General features: G+C 45.3%; 15 protein-coding genes and 1 pseudogene. 6 read left to right on the top strand and 10 right to left on the bottom strand.

Annotation, left to right across the window (positions count from 1 at the left end; all coding sequences use genetic code 11):
• Positions 1 to 20 precede the first annotated feature (20 nt).
• Positions 21 to 191 (bottom strand): annotated as a pseudogene (locus B4Q04_RS21315) (helix-turn-helix domain-containing protein); the annotation flags it as partial.
• Between the two features lie 235 nt (positions 192 to 426).
• On the opposite strand from B4Q04_RS21315, the gene B4Q04_RS21320 reads away from it, so the two are divergent.
• The 6 genes from B4Q04_RS21320 to B4Q04_RS21345 all read left to right on the top strand — a co-directional run bounded on the left by B4Q04_RS21320 (position 427) and on the right by B4Q04_RS21345 (position 5910).
• On the top strand, positions 427 to 1515 hold the full coding sequence (locus B4Q04_RS21320; RefSeq protein ID WP_013994915.1) for a sensor histidine kinase: 1089 nt from the start codon (positions 427 to 429) through the stop codon (positions 1513 to 1515).
• A gap of 2 nt (positions 1516 to 1517) precedes the next feature.
• Positions 1518 to 2846, top strand: coding sequence for a sigma-54-dependent transcriptional regulator (locus B4Q04_RS21325; protein ID WP_088698036.1), 1329 nt, complete (start codon positions 1518 to 1520; stop codon positions 2844 to 2846).
• Positions 2847 to 3039: 193 nt separating this feature from the next.
• Positions 3040 to 3474: a GreA/GreB family elongation factor gene (locus B4Q04_RS21330; RefSeq protein ID WP_123772411.1), complete on the top strand. Its 435-nt coding sequence runs from the start codon at positions 3040 to 3042 to the stop codon at positions 3472 to 3474.
• A gap of 34 nt (positions 3475 to 3508) precedes the next feature.
• The gene (locus B4Q04_RS21335; protein ID WP_088698037.1) at positions 3509 to 3871 is read left to right on the top strand and encodes a hypothetical protein; all 363 of its coding nucleotides are present in this window, start codon (positions 3509 to 3511) and stop codon (positions 3869 to 3871) included.
• A 318-nt stretch (positions 3872 to 4189) separates the two neighbouring features.
• Positions 4190 to 5482, top strand: a complete 1293-nt coding sequence (locus B4Q04_RS21340) for a Glu/Leu/Phe/Val family dehydrogenase (protein WP_013994919.1) — start codon at positions 4190 to 4192, stop codon at positions 5480 to 5482.
• An 11-nt stretch (positions 5483 to 5493) separates the two neighbouring features.
• The gene (locus B4Q04_RS21345; RefSeq protein WP_013994920.1) at positions 5494 to 5910 is read left to right on the top strand and encodes a GreA/GreB family elongation factor; all 417 of its coding nucleotides are present in this window, start codon (positions 5494 to 5496) and stop codon (positions 5908 to 5910) included.
• 183 nt (positions 5911 to 6093) lie between these two features.
• Here the strand turns inward: B4Q04_RS21345 and B4Q04_RS21350 are convergent, their stop codons facing one another.
• The 9 genes from B4Q04_RS21350 to B4Q04_RS21390 all read right to left on the bottom strand — a co-directional run bounded on the left by B4Q04_RS21350 (position 6094) and on the right by B4Q04_RS21390 (position 21824).
• Positions 6094 to 7245 carry a lactonase family protein gene (locus B4Q04_RS21350; protein ID WP_013994921.1) on the bottom strand — a complete coding sequence of 384 codons (1152 nt, stop codon included), beginning with the start codon at positions 7243 to 7245 and terminating at the stop codon, positions 6094 to 6096.
• Between the two features lie 18 nt (positions 7246 to 7263).
• A complete protein-coding gene (locus B4Q04_RS21355; RefSeq protein WP_088698038.1) occupies positions 7264 to 9207 on the bottom strand; it encodes a cellulase N-terminal Ig-like domain-containing protein in 1944 nt (647 codons plus the stop codon).
• A gap of 30 nt (positions 9208 to 9237) precedes the next feature.
• Complete coding sequence (locus B4Q04_RS21360) at positions 9238 to 10725, bottom strand: sulfatase (protein ID WP_088698039.1); 1488 nt, start codon at positions 10723 to 10725, stop codon at positions 9238 to 9240.
• Between the two features lie 48 nt (positions 10726 to 10773).
• Positions 10774 to 12225: a sulfatase gene (locus B4Q04_RS21365; RefSeq protein ID WP_013994924.1), complete on the bottom strand. Its 1452-nt coding sequence runs from the start codon at positions 12223 to 12225 to the stop codon at positions 10774 to 10776.
• A 181-nt stretch (positions 12226 to 12406) separates the two neighbouring features.
• On the bottom strand, positions 12407 to 13708 hold the full coding sequence (locus tag B4Q04_RS21370) for a glycoside hydrolase family 117 protein (RefSeq protein ID WP_236631074.1): 1302 nt from the start codon (positions 13706 to 13708) through the stop codon (positions 12407 to 12409).
• Positions 13709 to 13753: 45 nt separating this feature from the next.
• Positions 13754 to 14908 (bottom strand): glycoside hydrolase family protein, encoded by a 1155-nt coding sequence (locus B4Q04_RS21375; protein WP_123772412.1) that lies wholly within the window; start codon positions 14906 to 14908, stop codon positions 13754 to 13756.
• Positions 14909 to 14983: 75 nt separating this feature from the next.
• The gene (locus B4Q04_RS21380; RefSeq protein ID WP_088698040.1) at positions 14984 to 18043 is read right to left on the bottom strand and encodes a glycoside hydrolase family 2 TIM barrel-domain containing protein; all 3060 of its coding nucleotides are present in this window, start codon (positions 18041 to 18043) and stop codon (positions 14984 to 14986) included.
• Positions 18044 to 18054: 11 nt separating this feature from the next.
• Positions 18055 to 19494, bottom strand: a complete 1440-nt coding sequence (locus tag B4Q04_RS21385) for a sulfatase (RefSeq protein ID WP_201723434.1) — start codon at positions 19492 to 19494, stop codon at positions 18055 to 18057.
• 38 nt (positions 19495 to 19532) lie between these two features.
• A complete protein-coding gene (locus B4Q04_RS21390; RefSeq protein WP_088698042.1) occupies positions 19533 to 21824 on the bottom strand; it encodes a glycoside hydrolase family 2 protein in 2292 nt (763 codons plus the stop codon).
• Positions 21825 to 21827 lie beyond the last annotated feature (3 nt).

The raw sequence follows: 21827 nt of genomic DNA on the forward strand, positions 1-21827 counted from the left end.
CTTTTGAGAGAGTTTTTGACTTATTTCAGTTGATAGCCTTCTTTGTAAGTTGTAGGGGTATGGTGGGTAGCGGCCTTAAACTGTCGCTTAAAGTTGGACAAGGTTCTAAACCCATTTTGGTAACAGGCTTGTAAAGCGGTCATTTTTTTATCGATAAGTAATTTACAGGTATGGCCGATCCGTATTTCGTTTACGAACCCATGAAGGTTTTATTGGCCTGGTATCTTGGCCCATGAGTCGGCCCTAAAGGGAGGCGGGCTTATACAACTACCCGATTTTACGTTTGACAAATAGGCTGTACCGACCCATTGGTTATTTTTTTAGGTTGAGACCGCCCCCATTTTGTACGGTCTCAACTTTTTTTGTTTATACTTCGACGAAGTCTACTATAAATGTGATCTTTGTAGTTAGAAGTATTTCTGAAGTATGGCTACGATCAAACATAAGTTAAAAGAACGCATCAAGGAGTTGACCTGTCTCTACGAGGTAACTTCCATAATTGTAAATTCAGATTTTGACCAGCTTGAAACCTCATTGGAGGCTATTGTACATTCGCTCAAAAAGGCTTTACAGTTCAACAATGTGGCAGAGGCCTACCTGAATTTGGAAGACTACTCGGTCCAGACCGAAGGTTTTCATTCCAAGATGACTATTATGCACGCCGACATCAAGGTGTTCAACAAGGTGAGTGGGGTAATAGAAGTCGGTTATCCGGAGGACCGGTATTTTTATGTGGACTTTCTTGAGGAAGAAAAAGACCTGCTTAACAATGTAGCCATAGCCATAGGAAGCCTACTTGAACGAAAACAGATCAGGGATAGCGAGGCGAAGGTCAAACGCCAAATGGAACGTGCCGATAGGTTGCACATATTGGGCGAAATTACGGCCGGTATCGCACATGAGCTCAATACTCCCTTGGCAAATATTTTAGGCTTTACCGAATTGCTCAAAGAGCGGGTAAAAGATAAAGGGGCCTTGAGGGATCTTGATAAAATTGTTGAAAATGCCATCTACAGTAGGGAGATAGTCAAGAAACTGATGTTCTTTGCCTGCGAAATGCCGCAAGAGATGAAAATGGTGGAGCTGAACCCCATTGTAGAAAGCACCCTAAAATTGTTGACCCCCTCGTTACGGGCCAAGAACATTCGCCTGACCAAAAAGATCAGTTCAAAGTCCATTCAACTACGCGCCGATAAGGTACAGCTTACCCAGGTACTCTTTAACTTGGTGATGAACGCTATCTATTACTCACCCGTTAAAGGAGAGGTCGTTGTATCGGTCGAGGAAAAAGAAAAGACAATTCAAATCGGTATTTCGGATCAGGGAGAGGGCATAGGGGCACAGATAGAAGATAAGATCTTTGAACCTTTCTTTACCACAAAGCCCCTGGGCGAGGGCTCTGGTTTGGGCCTAAGTGTGGTACACGGTATTATCAGTAGCCATAGAGGTACCATTGAACACAGGCCGAACAAACCCAAAGGAACGATTTTCATTCTAGATTTTCCTAAATTGTAGATATGCTTCAAAAAGAGAATATTTTATTGGTCGATGACGACATCAATATCCTGGAGTTATTACAGCGTCATCTTCAGTCGATGAACTATCACACCTACAAGGCGGTTTCGGTCAAGGAAGCCCTACATGTGATGAAAGATACGTTCATAGACCTTCTTATCACCGACATTCAAATGCCCGAGATAGACGGCTTGCAATTGTTGAAGTTCGCAGATGAGCATTATCCTGAATTGCCAAAGTTGGTGATTACGGGCTATCCTTCGGTAGATGGGGCCTTAGAGGTGATTAAGTCGGGAGCCATCGATTATTTGACCAAGCCGTTTACCAAGGAAGAGCTGCGTCAGGCGGTAGAAAAAGCATTCGAGCACGGTGAAAGCCGTAGGACGAAAACGATCAATAAGGGCGGTACGCAGAAGTTCGTAAATATAAATAATGAAATGATCGGTGAGTCTGAGGCATTTCAGAAGATTACCGATGTAATCGAGAGGGTCAAAGATAATAAGGCTACGGTTTTGGTAAAGGGGGAAAGTGGTACCGGAAAAGAACTTGTAGCCCGGGCCATTCATTATTCGGGCAAGTTTTCCCGCTCTCCTTTTGTGGCTGTCAATTGCGGGGCCATACCCGAAAATTTATTGGAGGCCGAACTTTTTGGTTACGTAAAAGGGGCCTTTACGGGAGCTAATGACAATAGGGACGGTTTCTTTCAGGCCGCACAGGGCGGCACCTTGTTTCTAGATGAAATAGGAACGGCACCCTTGAGCGTACAGACCAAATTGTTGCGGGTACTTCAAGAGAAAGAGCTGACCAAGGTGGGTTCTAGAAAAACGGAAGCAGTGGATATTCGTGTGATCGCGGCCACAAATTCCGATTTACAACAAGACATTAAGGACCATAAATTTCGAGAAGACCTATATTACCGTCTAACGGTGGTGGAAATAGAAGTACCGCCATTACGGGAGCGGAAGTCCGATATCCCCCTTTTGGTCGATAAGTTTTTAAGAAAGTACGGGGTAGAGTACAAAGACCGTTTGCTAAAGATGACCCCAGACGCCTTGGAGGTATTGAAACGCTACGATTGGCCCGGGAACATCAGGGAGTTGGAAAACGTAATCCAGCGCGCCGTTATCATGTCTAACGGGGCTATAACGGTCAAGGAGCTTCCTGATACGCTAAAGTTTAAAATCGATTTTCCACAGACCTCCTTTCCTTCCTTAAAACAAATGGAAAAGGAATATATACAGCGTGTACTGCTACATACACAGGGCAATAAGACCAAGGCGGCCGAAATTCTTCAAATAGACCGTAAGACCTTACGTGAAAAGCTCAAGTAAAGACATGGGGAGTTTTTCTCCTAATGGGTAAATTCTCCTCGGTTCGTTTATCTGCATTTTAAAAATAATTAACTGTTTGTGGTTGATTGTCAATCATTTGTATTTGTTTTTGGCTTTGGCCTACGTATGGGTATGGCTTTTGCTCAAGTCTTGGCACAACAAATTTGAGCGGACACTTAAAAAACAAATACATATGAAGTACGGTAGTTTGGTGTTCGTCAAGAACGATTTTAAAGAGGTTAAAAAATGCCTTGAACGAAATAAGTATATAGAGGATTACAGCCATAAGGATGTGCTCGAGGTTTTTCAAGGGAATTTAGCGACCGCCTTGGTGGTCGAGGCCGATGATATGCCACAAGATGTGGTACGGTTGAATTCCATGGTTACGGTGAGCAGTATATTCGGATGGGAGAAAGCATTTCAGGTGGTCCGGCCCAAGGATGCATGCATTGAAAACGAAAGATTTTCCCTGTGCAGTAAGATTGGGGCTTCCGTTTTGGGGCTTTCCGAAGACGATGTTTTTAAATATGGTTCCCCTGCAGATAGTATTTCGTTGAAAATTGTAAAGGTAGATCACTATCACGATGAGTTGAAAGGGGCTATGGAAATAGAAAATCTACCAGTTTAAAAAGTAGAACTATTAATCTTAAAAGGAGTAAAGGATGATTAAATATTTGGTAGTGTTTTTCTTTTCGGCGAATCTGTTGCATGCACAGGGGGATACCCATAAGAAAGGAGAGCAGGTAAAGGTGGGCGATGTACTTGAAATAGGAGTGCCTACTAGTCAGAAATACAAGCATATAGAATTACCTAGGGCCAATTTCATTATAAAAAGGGGAGGTTTGGCCAATTATAAGTCTTTAAAAGGAAACAAGGTAGTGGTAACGTCTATTGAAGAAGGAAAAGACGGCGCTACCGAGATAAAAATAAAGCGCAAAGATGGCGGTCGTTTCTTCGGGAGCCATACGCTCATCTCCGCAGATATCGACGATGCATTGGCATCGGGCGAGTTGCTTACAAATTAGTTTTGATAGTTGGTTATGAAAATCTGCCCGGTTGTCCGCGCCTTATGGCTTACCCTGTAAGGTTATCGGGCAGGTTTCATTAGTTGTTAATCTAAAAAAACTAGCATCGTATGAACTTATATACCAGAAGTATTTGCAATACGTGTCAACATGTAAATAGTTGCGTAGTTACATCCAACAAACATTTTATCCGTTCGTGTAGTGAATATATGCATGTACACGACCAAACTAAAGCGGATAACGGTCATCTCAAACCGAAAACGCAACGTCACAAGAGAAATCGCAAGGCCGAAGAGGTCTTATTTTAAGTATACAAATATGATAGTTAAAACACCCGAGCAAAAAAAAGCCTTAAAGCAAGGCATGCTCGCAAACGTGATGCGACAGTTCGATAATGCTGCCGACATCATTGATCTTAACCCAAATATCAGAAAGATATTAGAGGTGACCAACAACGAACTCGTCGTTCATTTTCCGGTACGTATGGATGATGGGGAGGTTGAAATCTTTACGGGGTACAGGGTGCAGCACAACAATTCGTTGGGTCCTTATAAAGGGGGACTTCGCTATCACCCTACGGTAGATATCGATGCAGCGCGTGCCTTGGCTATGTGGATGACCTGGAAAACTTCATTGGCAGGTTTGCCGTACGGCGGTGCCAAGGGAGGAATTCAGTTGGATCCTACCAAATACTCGAATGACGAGTTACAGCGCATCACGCGCAGGTTTACGTATGCCTTGGGCGATAATATAGGTCCAGAGCTCGATATACCCGCTCCCGATGTGAATACCAATCCCCAGACCATGGCGTGGATCTTAGATACGTACATGTCGACAAAATCGCCGGCAGAGCGGTCTACCAATATGCATGTGGTTACCGGTAAGCCAATTGGGGCAGGAGGTTCGCAAGGGCGTGACCGGGCTACGGGCTACGGCGTGTTCCTAAATATCAAATTTTGGGCGGAGCACAAGAACATAGACCTGAAAGACAAACGGTTTATTGTTCAAGGCTTCGGTAATGTAGGGTATTGGGCAGCGCATTTTCTAGAAAAGGAAGGCGCTTCAATGATCGCCGTTCAAGATGCCTATGGCAGTATTGTAAACGAAGAGGGTATTCCTGTAGAAGACCTCTTGGCGTACACTAAGGCCAATAAGGGCAGTATCATGGGCTTTGCAAAGGCTGAAACCCTAGATAATGCCGCGTTCTTCGGATTGGATTGTGATATCTGTATCCCTGCCGCACTGGGCAACCAGATTACGGAGGCCAATGCATCTTCGGTCAAAGCTTATTTGATTGCCGAGGGAGCCAATGGCCCGACCGATGTTGCCGCTGAAGAGATCCTATTGAAAAAAGGAGTGGCTATTTTACCGGATATCCTTTGTAATTCAGGAGGGGTTATCGGAAGTTATTTTGAATGGCTTCAAAACCGTAACGGTGAGATTTGGCAATTGGACGAAGTTCTTCAAAAGCTAGAGAAAAAGCTTAGGGAGTCTTTTGTCAAGGTAGTAGAAACTTCCGAAAACCGGAAGATAGATATGCGTACTGCGGCTTTCATCATAGCCATAGAACGCTTAGAAGAAGCTTATGTTCAACGAGGTATTTTTCCATAAATAATAGAATCATGAAGTATGGTGGCTTAGTAATAGAGAAGAAAGAGTATGTGCTGTTGAAAAGGTTCATGAACCTGACGGGCTATTATAAAGACAAGACGCTTCGCAAATCGGTCGAGAAGTTAGTAGGCGAATTAGAGTCTGCCCAAATTCGGGACGAAGCCGAGATGCCGGAAGATGTTATTCGTTTTAATTCGACCGTTAGCATTGTATCTGAAACGGGATGGCGCAAAAAGTTCAAACTGGTAGTGCCCACCGAGAGCGATGTGAACAGTAATAAAATTTCAATTTTGACCCCCATGGGTGCGGCCGTGATCGGTTATGCCCAAGGTGATACTTTAGTATGGGACTTTCCTGCCGGAGAGCAGCGAATGGTCATAGAAGAAGTAGATCAAGAACATAAGTATATCAATTTAGATATAATTTAGAAAGCACGGATAGTTAGTTTTACTCGATAATCGAGATTAAATGCCCCGAGACTTGCCTCGAAATCAAGGTGTATTCCTTTTGATGCCTCGCGGGCTTGCTTCGAAGTAGTTTGCTCTCTCCTTTTGGCGACACGTAAATCCATGGCAATTTTTTTACATTTATCAGCCAAGAGGGGAGAATAACTATCTGAATTTAAGGCATACCGGTTGAGGTAGGCCTATTTTTTTACCGGTAAATGACAGTAATCCCGAGGCTTTGTCCCGTTTAAATACGGCAATGTCGTCGGTTTTTCTATTGGCGACGAGCAGAAAATTATTGTCAGGCGACAAAGTAAAATTACGAGGCCAATCCCCTTGAACGGGCTCGGTGCCCAAAGAGGTCATATGCCCATCGTCCGATACCGAAAAAATAGCAATACTGTTATGCCCGCGGTTACTGGCATATAAAAACTTTCCGTCATCGCTCAAATGGATATCGGCACAGGCATTCGGACCGTCATATCCTAAGGGAAGTGTGCTCTTTTTGTCAATGGCCGTAAAAGTACCGGTCTTGGTATCCATTTCCACCGAAATTACCGAACTGAAGAGCTCATTGATGATAAAGGCCCTATTTTCCGTTGGGTGAAATATCAAATGGCGCGGTCCGTCACCGGGTTCTAACTGTAAGGCCACATGTGCTTTTTCCAGTGAACCGTCATTGGAGACCGGATAGGCCAAAATTTGGTCCGTACCAAGGTCTACCGCATAGAGAAAATCGCCCGATTTGCTGAATTTTACACAATGCGCATGGGCCGATTTTTGATTGGGATGTGGGCCGTTGCCTTTGTGTTGTCGGGCTACGGGCTTTCCGGTTATTTCCCCGTTTTCGTCAACGGCATACATAACAATGCTTCCCGAGCCGTAGTTGGCGGCAGCTAGAAGGTCTTCACCTGGACTCAATTCAATATAGCAGGCCCCATCACCTTCACTCGGTAAATTGGAGATTTTTTCCAACTGGCTTCCGTCTTCGTTCCATACAAAGGCTGAAACGCTCCCAGGCTTTGTCCCGTTGGAAGAGTATACCCTTTTGTCGTCCTTTGACAGGTAGAGGTAACCGGCCCTTCCTTCCTTGGCCACATGCTTTGGGTTGGATAGTTCACCTGTTAAGGTGTTGAAATCCAGTTGGTATATGCCCGCATCATCCCCTTCGGCATGCGTGCCGACCAACAATTTTATACTTGGCTCAAGAACTTCTTGTTTCACCTCTCCCATGGTCATTTTTTCAGATTTATTCTTGCAGGATACCACTGCTATTACGAGGATAAAAAAAACTGAATAATCTAAAAAATGTTTCATGTTAAAAGAGGTGTTGGTTTAGTTTTTTACGTCTAGCCTGACCGATTTGTCAAGGCCTAGATAGCCGTAAGATAAAACTAAAAAGCTTACCGACGAATTTTTCGGTATTTTGAAGCTACCAACAAAGGTTCCGGTATTGGCTCCGCTTTCCTTCAAATTGATTTTTTTAGTTTCTTCCCCATGCTTTAACAACACCCATCCTTGGTCAATAGCATTTCGGTCAAGGTTTAGGGCCGCCTTCAATTGAATGGTAATGTTTTGGCCTGGTTTTACACTTGATATTTCCTCTTTGTGTTTCGCATCAAAAACTTTGAGACTATGGCTTCCTAGGGTAGAGAAGGTTACTGTGGCCTGCCACCCTCGATTGGAGATACCCCAACCTTCCGTCGCGTAGGCATTTTTTCCGAAAACGCGACCTTCGTTTTTCCCTTCAATAGCTTCGAGCTTTTCGGCAATGGGAAATTGTCCGTCTAAGGGCGAGCCGTCTAGGGTGCCCCTGACCTTACCGAGTTCGCCGTAGCCATGTGGATGCGACTGTGGCCATCCTTTTTCGACTCCCGGCCAATAGTCCCCGATTTTAACGCGATCCTCACTTTTGTTGCTAAGATGGGTTCCTACGGGATTCACTCCGAAAACAAAATCGGTTTGCGCCCAGCCCAAGGCACGAAGATCAGGGTCGTTCAGTAAATGTGCCACGGCGAACATGGAGCCTCCTAAGGCCGGAGCCCCGCCCAATTCCTTGGTTTTGGGGTGGGCCCATTCGGTTTCGCTATGTTTGCGGTATTTCCAGAAGTTATTGCTCTTTTGTTTCATATGAAGTGCCCAGGCTTCCAGCTTTTCTTTTGTGCCTTCAGGGGCCTTGTCGGGTGCCAACAATAAAAAGAACGACAGGGCCTGTGGCGTTATATGTTCGGCATTTCTTATCCACCACATATGACGGGGGTTATTAAAGTCCCAATTGCTAATGATATCGGAAGCGCCTGATTGCGCCCATTTCAAAAACTTTTCGGGATTACCGTCTTTTTCATGTCTTTCGCATTCGTACATGAAGAGGTTACGAAAGACCGATTGCCCGTAGGCATTGCCCATTTCATTAAATTCCTGAAAGCCTTTATCGACCCATTTTGTACTGTACGTCCAAAATCGAACAACCTTATGACGGTCATAAGCTTCCCAATGGTCTAAACAGGCTTTTCGATATTTTTGATAGGTTTCTTCGGGCAAGTATGGTTTTAAGAAGGAATGATAGGCGGCACAAACGGCAGCCAGTTGGTCTAAGGTATTCCAATAATCGTATGTCATTCTCGGCTGTCCTTGATAGCCCAAGGTGCCGTGACGGGTTTTTACGGGGCCATTATAGTCAATGTATTTATAGGCGAATTCGGCGTGCCAAAGAATAAGGTCGATAAGATCGGCCACTTTTTTGTCGCCCAGTTCGGTTTTCCAATTGTCGAAGAGGGCCGGGTTGCTGGCATATTGTAAGACTTCGAAGACGGCTTCGAGTCCGTATGCCCCGACGTCACGAGTGGGGCCGCCCCCATAGACCGAAGCCATATCATAGGTTTCCAAATCGGCAAACCCCCTGGCATCGACAAAAAAGTCATAGGCCAATTTTGAAGATGCGGTTTCCAAAAGGTGGTCGGCTACGGAAAATGGAACCGAATTTCCATGGCCCTCAACCTTGATGATATATTCATCGTTTGAGCCTGTGGGGTTAAACCCTGAAAACCATCCTTCATTATTCAGGATTTTACCTTCAAATACCGTTTTTGACGTACGGGTATTTATAATCTGAAAAGGAGTGTCGTCTTCGGCGCCATAGCAGACAAAGCGTTTAGATTCGCCCATATTATACCCCAATTGGTTAACGTAGGGTTCGAATTTTTTTGGGTCAGGTGTTGATTCTTGCGCAGAACCATAGGCTGAAGCGCATAACAAGGCGGCCAGTAGTATTTTTTTCATCGTCTATTTTGTTTGTAACTGCAATTTTATTTACTCGGCTATGGCATATTGAAGCTTCAATTTGGCGAGCTCTTTTTTCATTTTTGAAATTTGCTTCGCCACTGTAGATACGCCATATATATTGTTCATTTCCGAAGGGTCTTTCTCTAAGTCGTAAAATTCCCATTCTTCCCCATTGGGCACATCTTCCCCATAAAAACGAATCAGTTTGTAACGCTGGTTGGCCACACCTTCATGGCGGCGGACCGCATGGGCCCCGGGGTATTCATAATAGTGGTAGTAGATAGATTTACGCCATTTTTTAGGGGCTTTGCCCTTTAATAGGGGTACGACACTCTTTCCTTGCATATCATCTGGAATGGGGGCGTCGGCCAAGTCAAGAAAGGTTTCTGCAAAATCAATGTTCTGTACCAAGTCGGTGTTTACGCTTCCTGGTTTTACCGTTCCCGGCCATTTTACGATCAGGGGCGTACGAAACGATTCCTCGTACATAAAGCGCTTGTCGAACCATCCGTGTTCGCCCATGTAAAAGCCTTGGTCAGAGGAGTAGATAACGATGGTGTTCTCGTCTAGACCTTGTTCTTTAAGCGATTGCATTATCTGGCCCACACTTTCATCTACGGACCAGATACAACGTAAATAGTCTTTCATATAGGTCTGATATTTCCATTTCACCAAGGCTTCTCCCTTAAGCTTGGCTGCGGCGAATTTAGCGTAGCGTTCCTTATATCTCGGGTCATTGGCATAGCGGTCACCTTCTGCCTTTAGGTCAATATGGGTATTCATGCTGGTAGCAATGTCCATCTCTTGTTTATGGGCCGCCGTAGTGCGGGTGGCATAGTCGTCAAAAAAGTTATCGGGCTCGGGTATTTCTACATCTTCGTATTTGCTCATGTAGCGTTCTGCCGGATCCCAGTTACGGTGTGGTGCTTTGTGGTGTACCATCATCATAAAGGGCTTGTCTTGATCGCGTTCGTTTTCTAACCAATTCAGGGCACGGTCGGTAATAACATCGGTAACGTATTCGCCTTTGTAGTTTGTGTCACCTTCCTCGGTAATAAAATCAGGGTTGTAATATTTGCCTTGTCCAGGAAGTACCTCCCAATAATCAAAACCCTGCATTTTTCCGGGAAGGTGGATCTTGCCGATCATGGCTGTTTGGTAGCCGTTCTGCCGAAGAATTTTTTGAAACTGTTGTTGGTCGTGGTCAAATACGGTCTTTTTGGTATTGTCCTTTTTTTTGTGGAGGTGGCTCATTTTTCCCGTTAACAACGTGGCCCTACTGGGGGCGCAAATTGAGTTTTCAACATAGGCTTTGTCAAAGCGCATACCTTCCGCTGCCAATTTATCGATGTTGGGCGTTGGGTTCAGACTTTGTAGCCTACCACCGTAGGCACCAATGGTTTGATAGGAATGGTCATCGGAAAAAATCCAGACGATGTTGGGCTTCTTTTCTTGGGCCATGGTAATCAAAGGTAGAAGATAGGCCAGCAAGCAGATGAGTCGATTCAGTTTCATATAAATGTCATTTTGGTTTTGGTAAATTATGGATGTCAAAAATGTTCTTTAGAGTTTGCCGATTTCCCTGTTTTCAGTTCCTCTTTCAATGCCGACGTTCAGGTCGCCCAATGCTTTACGGGCCTTTTCAACTTCTAGCATCAGTTCTTTTACTTTTTCGGGATGATAGGCGATTACGTTATATCTTTCCCCCGGATCGCGCATCATATTGTAGAGTTCGGGCTGCTCTACTACGGTTTTTATTCTTTTTCCTCCTTTGCCATCATTGCCGGGTTCGGTATTATAGCTACTGTAGGTGTGGGGCAATACCAGTTTCCAATTGCCTTTTCGAACTCCGTTCAAGTTGTTCTTTCCGTGATAGTATAGTATGGTATTACGAGGCGTTTCTGAAAATTGTCCTTTCCAAAGCGGTGATATGTCTACGCCGTCTATTTTATTGTCGGATAGTTTTCCATTGGTAATCGCCGCGAAGGTAGGAAGCAAATCTACCGCACAGGCCAATTTGTCCGAGACCGTTCCTTCTGGGGTCTTTCCTGGCCAGCGAATGATAAAGGGCACTCTTTGTCCGCCTTCCCAGCTTGTGGTTTTACCTTCGCGAAGACCTCCTGAAGAGCCGGCATGGTTTCCGAAATTCAACCAAGGTCCGTTATCCGTAGTAAAAATAAAAATAGTGTTGTCAGCTATACCGTTCTGTTTAAGGGCCTTATCGATTTCGCCAACCGACCAATCGATTTCCATCATAACATCGCCATAAAGGCCTTGTTCGCTCTTTCCCCTAAATTTATCCGATACGCCGAGGGGAATATGGCCCATGGTATGGGGTACATATAGAAAAAAGGGCTCATTGGCATTTCTATTGATGAAGTCTACCGCTTTTTCGGTGTATAGGGTTGTCAACTTGTCTTGGTCTTTTAAACTTTTGACATACGCTATGGTTTTGTTCCCTTCAATAATTGGTAAATCAGGAAACTTAGCTCTATTTTTTTCAGCGGAAAGATGTTCCCCCGTAGCACTGTCGTGCGGCCACATATCGTTGGAGTAGGGTAGGCCAACAAATTCATCAAACCCATGTTGCAATGGCAAGAATTCTTTTTGCCAACCCATATGCCATTTGCCGAAGCAGGCCGTTTTATAATCTTGCTCCTTGAACATTTCGGCCATGGTAAGCTCATCTTTGTTCAAGCCGATCTCATGTCGTGGGAAAAGCGCTCCCGAGAACCCTATGCGATTTGGATAACAGCCGGTCATAAGACCCGCCCTAGAAGCACTACAAACAGGTTGTGCCGAGTAATAGTTGGTAAAGCGTGTGCCTTTTGCGGCCAATTGGTCGATATGGGGCGTTTCAAAACCGGTGGCACCATAGACGCCTACATCGCCATATCCTTCATCATCGATAAAAACAAGAACCACATTGGGGCGTTTGCTATCTTGGTTTTGGGCGATGGAAAAATTAAAGGACAGCAATGTAACTAGAACTAGGGCAAAAGGACTGAATTTCATAAAAGTAGAGGTTTGGTAGTTTCGTTTTTGTTAAAATGGACCTTTTTAAAGGAAAAGAGAATGATAAAGGGTTTTCCGTACCCTAAAAAAAGGTCCTTGCTAAATTTAGTCTTTTAATTACGTTTTTACTACCGTTTAACAACCGCTCTTGTTACTGTTATAATTTGATAATGAGCTGATTTTATCGTCCTTCGGGACTTAGGTTTTTGCGGGGTGCCTGGGCAAAATAAACCTCTGGTCTGTGCCATACCCCTGTGTTTTTATAGAATGGGTCATCAACGTCAAGGCTTAGGTCGCAATCGAATCGGGCGATGATCGAATAGCCTTTTTTAGGGTTGTTACTAGCATTGGTAAAGTGGCATAGCCCCCAAGTAACCCCTCTTCCGTTACCCGAATCGGTAAAGGCATCCGCGGCAAAAGGAGCGGCTGCGGTTGGGGCCAGTGAAACTACCGAGGCAATTTCAAAATTGACACCGTCTTTGGCATATTGCATGGTATATCGTTCGTTACCATCCTTTATGGCCAATGTGGCCACTCCTTCCTTAAAGGGGAAATAGGTGGTTTCGTGTCCCGAGGTCATTACGGGGTTCAAGGGGTGTTTTTCAAATGGGCCTAATGGATCATCGGCAATGGCAAGACCGTGTCCCACGGCATATTTATCGCGAATATCGGGCCATTTGTTATAGGCGGCCTTATAGTAGAGGTGAATTTTTCCCTTGTAGACTATCGGCTGTGGATCATGTGTGGCATCTTGGTCCCATTCGCCCTTCTTTCCGAAAGGAATTACGGAGTCGCCACCATGTGTCCATGGTCCGTCGGGAGAATCTGCATAGGAAACCGAAACAGGGCACCAATCGCCTCTTAGTCCGCTCGGCTCGTTAAACGCTTGGTAGTATAGATAATATTTTCCCTTCCAAACCAAGATGTCGGGTGTAGCCACTGAACGCCATCCGGGCTTAGGCTTTTCGGGTCTTGCAATGGCAACACCCTCTTCTTTCCATGTTGTTCCGTCTTCACTGGTAGCATACCAAATTTCACATAGGTCCCAATCGGTAGATGGAATCTCATCGGTAGCTTCCTTGGCACGGTTCCAACCGATGGGGGGCACTTTGGTATCTCTTTTAGTGTAGTAGATATAATATTTCCCATTCACTAAAATGGGCCTTGAGGGGTCTCGTCGAGAGATGGTTCCATCCCCATTATTGTAATCAAAGCCTTTAAGACGGGTATATTTGAACTGCGAAAAAAGCTCGTTATCCTGTACCCGGGGAGCGGGATAGCTGAACATACGTTCCGCGGCGGCACTTAAGGGCATATCCGGTTTTTCGGAGGGCATTTTATGGGGAAATACTTTGTGTTCCGTAGTTGCGGAATCTTCCGTTGGGGTCGACTTGGTTTCCGTTTTTTGTTCGGAACAAGCGATAAGCGATAGGGCCATTAGAAGACTAAAGGTCGATTGCTTGAGAAAAAGATTGACTTGCATAGGTGTTGTTTTAGAGTTTGAACAGCTTTTGTTTTGAGTCCTATTTTAGGGGGCTATTTTTTCTATTTTCAAAGGAATCTGAATGTTGAACGACTCTCGAATTCCCTTGGCATCAAGGGTGTCGGCCGCACATAAGAGAGCTATAGGTTCGCCGTTTTCCATGTATACTTGCGGACGTTCCAAATGTTCGAACTGTTGGGTTCTTCCGTTTTCCCATTCGACGATGCGCTTGGAAATTTCAAAATATTTGGCTCTCTCCCATTGGATACCATCTTCCGAATCGTAGTGTACCAAAGAGAATTCACGTGTTTTACCGTCGTTTTTTATACGTTTTACAATGGCCCTGAATTTACCATCTTGATACCAAATGTATGGGTCTTCGGCAGGAAAGCGTTTGCCTTCGAAGGTGAAAACGGGATTGGGATATTTCTTGAACGGACCGGTAGGACTGTCCGCTATGGCTACCATGTGAACCACGGGGCCACCACCTGGTAAGGGGTCTTTTTTCCCTACGGCCTTATAGACCATTAAGATTTTTCCATCGGGCATTTGGCATACCGACGGATTTGATGTCATTAAGGCATCAAGGGCATCGTCGTTAGGAGATATGTCCAAAACAGGTTTGTCGAACCGCTTCCAAGGGCCGTTGGGCGAATCGGCTACGGCTACCCCTATGCGTTGGTTGTTGCGGTGTACCCAGTTTATTTTAGGTTTTCCGGGCGTACTTACTATTTTTTTATCGCCCGTATTCCCCATATAATACAGGTAATATTTTCCATTGAACTTATGTACGGTCGGGTTATGGGTCGTAGAACCGTCCCAGAATTCCGCCCCGCGGTCCGGTAAGGTAACATCTTTATGTCTAAAAGGGCCAAAGGGCGATTCTGATACCGCATGGGCTATTACGGAGTAGTTTACCCATTCCCAACCAATATTTTTAGGCCATTGGGAGTAAAACATATGGAAAAGTCCGTCTTCGCCCTTGACCATAGAACCGCCCCAGATACTGAGACTGTCGTTTCTGAATATGGATTTGGGCGAGACCTTTCCGAATTCTATTTTGTAGTCGGGGATTTTACTTTTTTCCGATACTTGGCTTACTGCCGGTGTCTCGGTTGTCGAGAGGGTCTTTTTTTCGTTCTTACATGCCGTTAGATGGCAAATACCGGCAAAAGCAATGACTAGGCTGAGTGTTTTCATATTGTTGTTTTTAATGGAGCTGAAATGCCATGGGTGGTTTCCCATGTTAAACTTTTATGGGTTAATTTTTTTTACTTAGTTTCTATATCTCTCCTTGTTTCTTATTGTGTAAACATGGATCGGTTTTGACCAATCACTTTCTCCGGTCTTGGTCTTTTTCTTGATGCTCACGAAGTGGGGGTCGTCGCCTTCAAAATCGATGACGGTCATACCCTTGGTCCGCGTACTGTTTTTATAGGGGAAATAACTGTCTCGTAAACCGTATTTCACTATATATTCCACATCGTCCGGTGCTCCCGAATAGCCAACGACGAGCTTTCCGTCCGATAGAAAGGCATCCCAGATCATAGGAGGAAGTACATCAGCGTTCGCATTGGTGGTACGCGTGCCGGAGGGAACACTTTTTCCTTTCGAATTTTGGGCAATGACGCTGAAGGTGTACTCTTCTTCAGGGTCGAGGTCTTTTATATCAATACTATGGGTCGTGCTGGTGTCGGACTTCCTTTCGAGGCCCTTTCCATCGGCATATGCGACGTAATAGGTGTCGGCTCCGAAAACAGGCCGGTAATGCACGCGTACGGTGCCATGCCCCTTTTCTATGGCGAGAATAGATGTCTTTTCAGGAAGCTCAAGGGAGATCGAGGTCTGGTGCCTAATATAGCCGTTGGGTGAAATCACCGCGGCATGTATTTGGGCCATACCGGTCATATACCGTTGCCAATCGATAGCGACTTCCGTAGGCTTGCCACCAGGAACGATATGGGGAAGGCTGTGGGTCTTGGAAAAAAGAATTTCCCCTTGCTTATCATACATCGTAAATTCAAGCGTATAGCCCTTGAGGCTATAGACGGGGTAAGCATTTACGGGTTTTGGTGTGATTCTTACCTTGGCCCCTCCGTTTTTTAAATCGATCCCATCGATTTTCAAATCGGCTAGGGGACTGTTTTCTTTTTGGATGCGATGGTATAACTTTCGTTTTTGTCGCCATGTATTGACCAGGCCCCAAACTCGGTTTTCCTCAGGTGAAGTAGCCGCGTAACCGCTCCGATAGTCGTTGAACGTCCACAACGATGCCCCGATTACATAGGTGTTTTTGCCCCTTAAATGATCGTTCCATTCCGATAGTTCGGGAATGTCGCCATCCAAGGAAGTGGTGGCCATGGGCTTTATGCCGTATTCCGAGATGAATATCGGTTTGTCGGGCCATTTCGCGCGTAAGGTTTTAAACACTTTATCGGGAGTCCCTTGAAAAGGATAGAGGTTGTGCATAATGATATCCACTAAGGTGTTAGGGTCGTTTTCGGGAGTTGCCGAATCGCGCCATCCGCTGTTGCTTACACAGGTAACCAAGCGATATGGGTCTAGTTCCTTCTTGACGTAGTCAATCGTTTCTTTGGCATAATCAAAGTGGTCTTTTAGCTCATTGCCAACGCTCCAACCGATAATACTGGGGTGGTTGACATCGCGTTCAATCATTTCTTTAAGCCATTGCTTGGCCAAGGGATAATGCGGGGGCGTAAACTCGGGGTTGGTGAGTTCGCGCACATTGACTTCCTCAAAAATCAAAATACCTTTCTCATCACAGCGGTCCATTAATTTTTTGTTCTGGGTGCCGTGCATGATGCGCATAAAGTTGGCCCCGGCATTTTTCATGAGGTCTACATCTTTGTCGATCAAATATTGCGGTTCGGAAGAGCCCCAATACCTATGGTCGCTAACCCGATTAAAACCGGACAAGCGTACGGGCTCGCCGTTTAAAATCAGTTGGGAGTCGGTCAACTCTATTTTTCTGATACCGAATCGGTCTTTTTGGGTATCTAAAACCTGCCCGTTTTCCGATATCGTTGTTGTGAGATGATATAGGTTAGGGGTATCAAAATGCCAAAGTTTTACATCGGTGGCGGGTAGGGTTGTGGCCAGTTGTATTTCTTGGGTGCTGTTGGCCGGTACTTTTACCTTGTACGTCAAATCAACAGGACTTGAGGCTTCTTCAATATGCGCAGCCAGCAAAACGGAACGTTGGCGAGTCGATGAATTCTTGATTCGAACCTTAAGCTTCAGGTTTGCCGAACCTTTTTTTAGGTCGGGATCGGCATGTATGTATTGATAACTGATGCGCACATCATTGTTTTTTATAAGATGTACCTCGCGAATGATGCCGCCCCAGTTCCAAGTAGCCCCTACAAGGGCATTGTTGTCGGCTTCTACGGCCAGTACGTTTTGGCCGTTATAATTTAGTTTGTCGGTAATATCAAATTCAAATGGGGTAAAGCCCCCTTGGTGTAGCCCGACCAATTCCCCGTTTAAGAAGACTCGGGCAATGTGGTATACGGCATCAAATTTTAACCTAATCCGCTCGTTTGAAACCGATTTCCAGTTCTTGGGCAACTCAAAGGTTTTCCGGTACCAGCCTTTACCGGTATAGTTCGAATATGCGTTGAGCATGCCCCAATGCCCGGGTACCCGTAGGTCTTTCCAATTGGAATCATCAAAATCAACCTGAAAAACGGAAGACTTTTCAATATCCGCTTCTTCCATTTTTTCCTTCGATACCGGTCTGAACATCACTGCATCGGCAACTACGGTACTGGCCGTGATGGCGGTTACTTCCACATAGCTGTCTAAAGTCTTGTCAAAACTGAATACCCCAAGGCTCAACCATTGGTCACAACGGTTTCGTTGGTTAAAATAGGCAGCCGTAATTCCTTGGGCATGGTTGACATTCACTTCCGCCGTTAGATGTGAGGCAAAGGGAAAGCGGACAAATGCTTCGTAAAACCCTGATTCGGGTAATTCGGGACGATAACGTACATAGTTTTGATCCGACTCGCCGGATTTAAAGTCACGCTGTAAATAATCGGTACCCAAAAAGCCGGACCCGCGTTCTCCTTCCGATCGGGTTTTCCAATCTCCTTTTACCGAAACCCGGTCCTTATCGGTATTGTCGATGACAATATCTTCAAGGGTTTCGGAAATATCAATGTAATTCGAGCCTTCGCCATAAATAGCGTGGAATTTCCAATTTCCGCTAAGTAACATCCGCTCCTCGCCGGGGAGGTCGACTTTTTCGGTCTGGGCATGGCAAATTCCGAATACTAGGAATAGCGTATGGAATACAAAGGATTTGAGCTGCATAAGTCTTGTTTTTAATAGTCTTTCTTAACGAAAGGATGCTTCACTTTTGATTTAGGCTTGCGAAATACCCAGGGCTTCCAAGCTTCGTAGCGTTCCTTCCATTCTTCAAGTGTTCGGGTAGGGTATTTGGACGAGAGTCCGCCTTCCCTGAATTCTTGCGATACCCCTTCGTCTTTGATCGATCTTCTCCAAACGTACAGTTCTTCCAAGAGTTTATCCTTAATATCCCCATAGTGCGGGTCGTTGGCAAGGTTGTTCAATTCGTAGGGATCCTTTTCTATATCGAAGAGTTCGAACTCGGGCTTTGAAGGTGCGAAGAATTTCGCCTGGTCTTCATTAAGCTTTCCTTCCATATACATGATATTCATCTCGGCCAACATGGGGTACATATCTTCTTTGTAGCCACTGTATTGCAACCATGCACGTTCCGGCATCAAATTATGGATCAATTTGTATTTTTTTGAACGGATGGTACGCATCGCATCGTGGGTACCGCCCATTCGTCCCCTTGCGGCAAAAATGTATTCCCTATTCTTCGATTCCTCTTCAAAAAGGTTTTTTCCCTGTAGCTCATGTTTCGGTTTGGCCCCGGCGACGTCTAGAATGGTAGCGGTAATATCAATGGTCTGTACCATATCTGTGTTTACTTGGGCGGGAGCGACCTTACCGGGCCATTTGATGATCATAGGCACTTGAAGTCCCGGATCATACAAGAACTGCTTTCCGCGAATATGGCAGCGGCCGTTATCGCCAATAAGAAAGATCAAGGTATTTTCGGCAAGACCTTCTTTTTCCAATCGATCGAGAATGTCACCGATTTCGCGATCGCAAATTTGCATCTGTTCCAAACCATTGGCCCAGTCACGTCTGGCAAAAGGGGTGTTAACATAATAGGGTGGGAGTACTACATCGGCAGGGTCTATGGGGTTTTTGGCATCGCGATTCCATTTTCGGTGCGTACCGCCCAAGGTTATTTGGGCGAAAAAGGGCTGTCCTTTTTCACGTTCCTTCCAATCTTTTCCCATAAAACCCAAATCGCCGCTAAAATTGGCGTCGGTTTTGTCGTAGATCATTAAAGCCGTAAAATACCCTGCCTCTTTTAAGAGTACGGGCATAGGTTTAATGCCATAAGGCAAAGGTTTCTTGTCTTCTTTGGCCGTTCTGTGCTGTTGCGCCCCGATATAGTTTTGGTGGTAGCCCGTAAGCATGGCCGAACGCGAAGTGGAACAAACCGGGGAGGTACAAAAGGCATTGGTATAGCGTATGCCTTCGGAGGCGAGCTTGTCGGTAACGGGGGTTTCTATTCCCGGGGTGCCGTAACATCCCAGGTCAAGACCCCAATCTTCGAGCATGATCCAAACAATGTTCGGACGGTCGTTAGTACTGTCTTGGGCCATTGCATGGCATGGAATGAGCAGTAATGCCAAACAAAAGGTTTTTATCAGTTTCATATGCAAGGATTCTGGTTTTGGTTCTGAAATTTTTTATGTTACTCTATGAGTTGTTCTGTAGTGGACCAATCCGTGACGTCGGATTTTAATTTCACGAAAAAGGGTTCTGACAAAGGCCATTTAATTTTGATGGCCCCCATTAGATCTGTAGTTATTTCTTCGGTCAGATGCTCAGGGGCGTTTCCATATTTAAAAGTGAAAATAGAATCTTTTTCGCTTACGGTATAGCCTATGGAAATACTTTCGCTTTTCCGGCCCAAAAACTCTATTACAGGGGAGTCGGAGGCTTCTACGGTGGGCTTTTTCCATACTTTTGATGAAGCGGTTTTTACCTCGATTTGCATGGGTGACCATAGACCGACATCGATTCGGGCGACGTTGTTTTCTTTTTTGAAGTTAAACTCCAGGGCGTCGTCCCCGGGTTTTATGATGGGAAGTTCAATACGCTCTTTGCCGATTGATTGGTCTTCGGCGTTAAAAAGCTCATATACCAGGGTATATCCTTCCATAATGTAGGCGGGAATGTCTTGTTCGTTTCTGGGGAGCAAAGTGATTGCAAGGGACTGTTTACCAACACTAGCTTTTAAACCTTGAACAGGCGCGTAGATATCTTGAATCTGTTTGTAGGCTTTTTTCTTGTTTCTCCATACATCGACCACGCCCCAAGCCCTGTTTTCGGAGGGAGGTGTAGCCTTGTAGTCGCTTCGGTAATCGTTGTAGGTCCATAGCGCGGAACCTACGACGTAGGGAAGCGTTCTTATTTTGTCAAGTTGCTCAATGAGGGTATCACTGAACCCGGCATAGGGTGTGAGTCCGATCTGTTTGTTACCAATCTCTGAAATAAAAATAGGCTTCCCCGGAAACTTTGCATGGGCCCTGCCCACTTTTTCATAGGTTTCCCCGTAGGAGTTCATACAGAGCAAATCAAGTTTTTCGTAGGGCTCGTTACCAGGTTGGGCCAAGGGCAGGTGCGATGTAAAGCTTACCACGGTTTTCAAGCGTGTAGAGTCTAGGGAGGCCACATGGTCTAGCATATCGTTTACATATTCGTACTGGCCGGGTGTCATGGTCATATCTTGCCATTCACCGTCAGGGTTGCCAATTTCGTTACCCATGCTCCAACCGACCACACTGGCATGGTTGAAGTCGCGCGCAATCATTTCGTCCAACCATTTCTTTGTTCGTGGGTTATCGGGGGTAGCATTGGGTGCGCCACGGCCCCAAACGGGAATTTCTTCAATAACCATATAGCCAATACTATCACAGAACTGTAAAAGGTTCTTCGATGCAGGCGCGTGCATGATCCTTGAGAAGTTACCTCCAAGGGCTTTGATGTCTAGAATATCGTTCTTTATAAGTTCGTCGGGCTCGGTATTACCGTACAGGCGATGGTCGTGTACCCGGTTGAAACCGTTTAGCCGAACAGCCTCGTTGTTGAGAAATAATTGTTCACCAATGGCCTCCATTTTTCGAATACCGAATTTATCGGAAACGGCATCGACTTCTTGATCGTTAGAAACGAGGCTACTATTTAAAACGTAAAGGTGTGGTCGGTCAAAATGCCATAATTCTACTTCCTTCAACTCCTTTTTAAAGGTCAATACCTTTTCTATGGTCTCGTTTGCGGCTACCGTCACTTCAAGGGTTTGCGGTTGCCACGATTTATGGTCGGGCCCAAGGATATCAGGATTGATCTTCAGGTTTTGTGGGGAGTCGGAATTATTTTCAATTTTATAGGAAATGGCAAAGTCCACTACGCCGTTGTCAAAATCGGGCACAGCTGAAATATGTTGACGAACCAAGCGAACATCGTTATGGGCAAGTAAGGATACGTCTCTGCTTATACCGCCCCAAGCCCACCAAGCACCTCTTCTAAAGGTATTGTCGGCCATGACCAAAATCGAGTTCGGTTTATCGGTGCGTACTTCGTCGGTTATGTTGAATTCAAAAGGGGTGTAGCCCCCTTCATGTTCGCCCAATAACTTACCGTTCAACCACACTTTGGAGGTTTCGTAAACGGCATCGAACTTTAATCGGACCTGTTTTTTTTGCCAATTTTCGGGAAGGGTAAAACTACGTTGGTAATACCCCTTGCCCTTAAAATGGGCGTATTTGTTCTCAACGTCCCAGTTTCCTGGTACGCTCAGGGTATCCCACTCGGTGTAATCTGCGGTCAATAGCTGTTCTTCACTTTCTTCGTTAGAAGCTAAAAAGTGCCATTCCCCGTTAAGGGAAAGGGTTTCGTTTTTTAGAACCGTATCAGCTTTTTTAGGTGAACATGAACTTAGAAAAGCGATTGTAAAAAGTGCTAGGCAAGCAAAATCTCTCATGGG

This window comes from Zobellia sp. OII3, from assembly GCF_002211465.1.
Lineage (GTDB): Bacteria > Bacteroidota > Bacteroidia > Flavobacteriales > Flavobacteriaceae > Zobellia > Zobellia galactanivorans.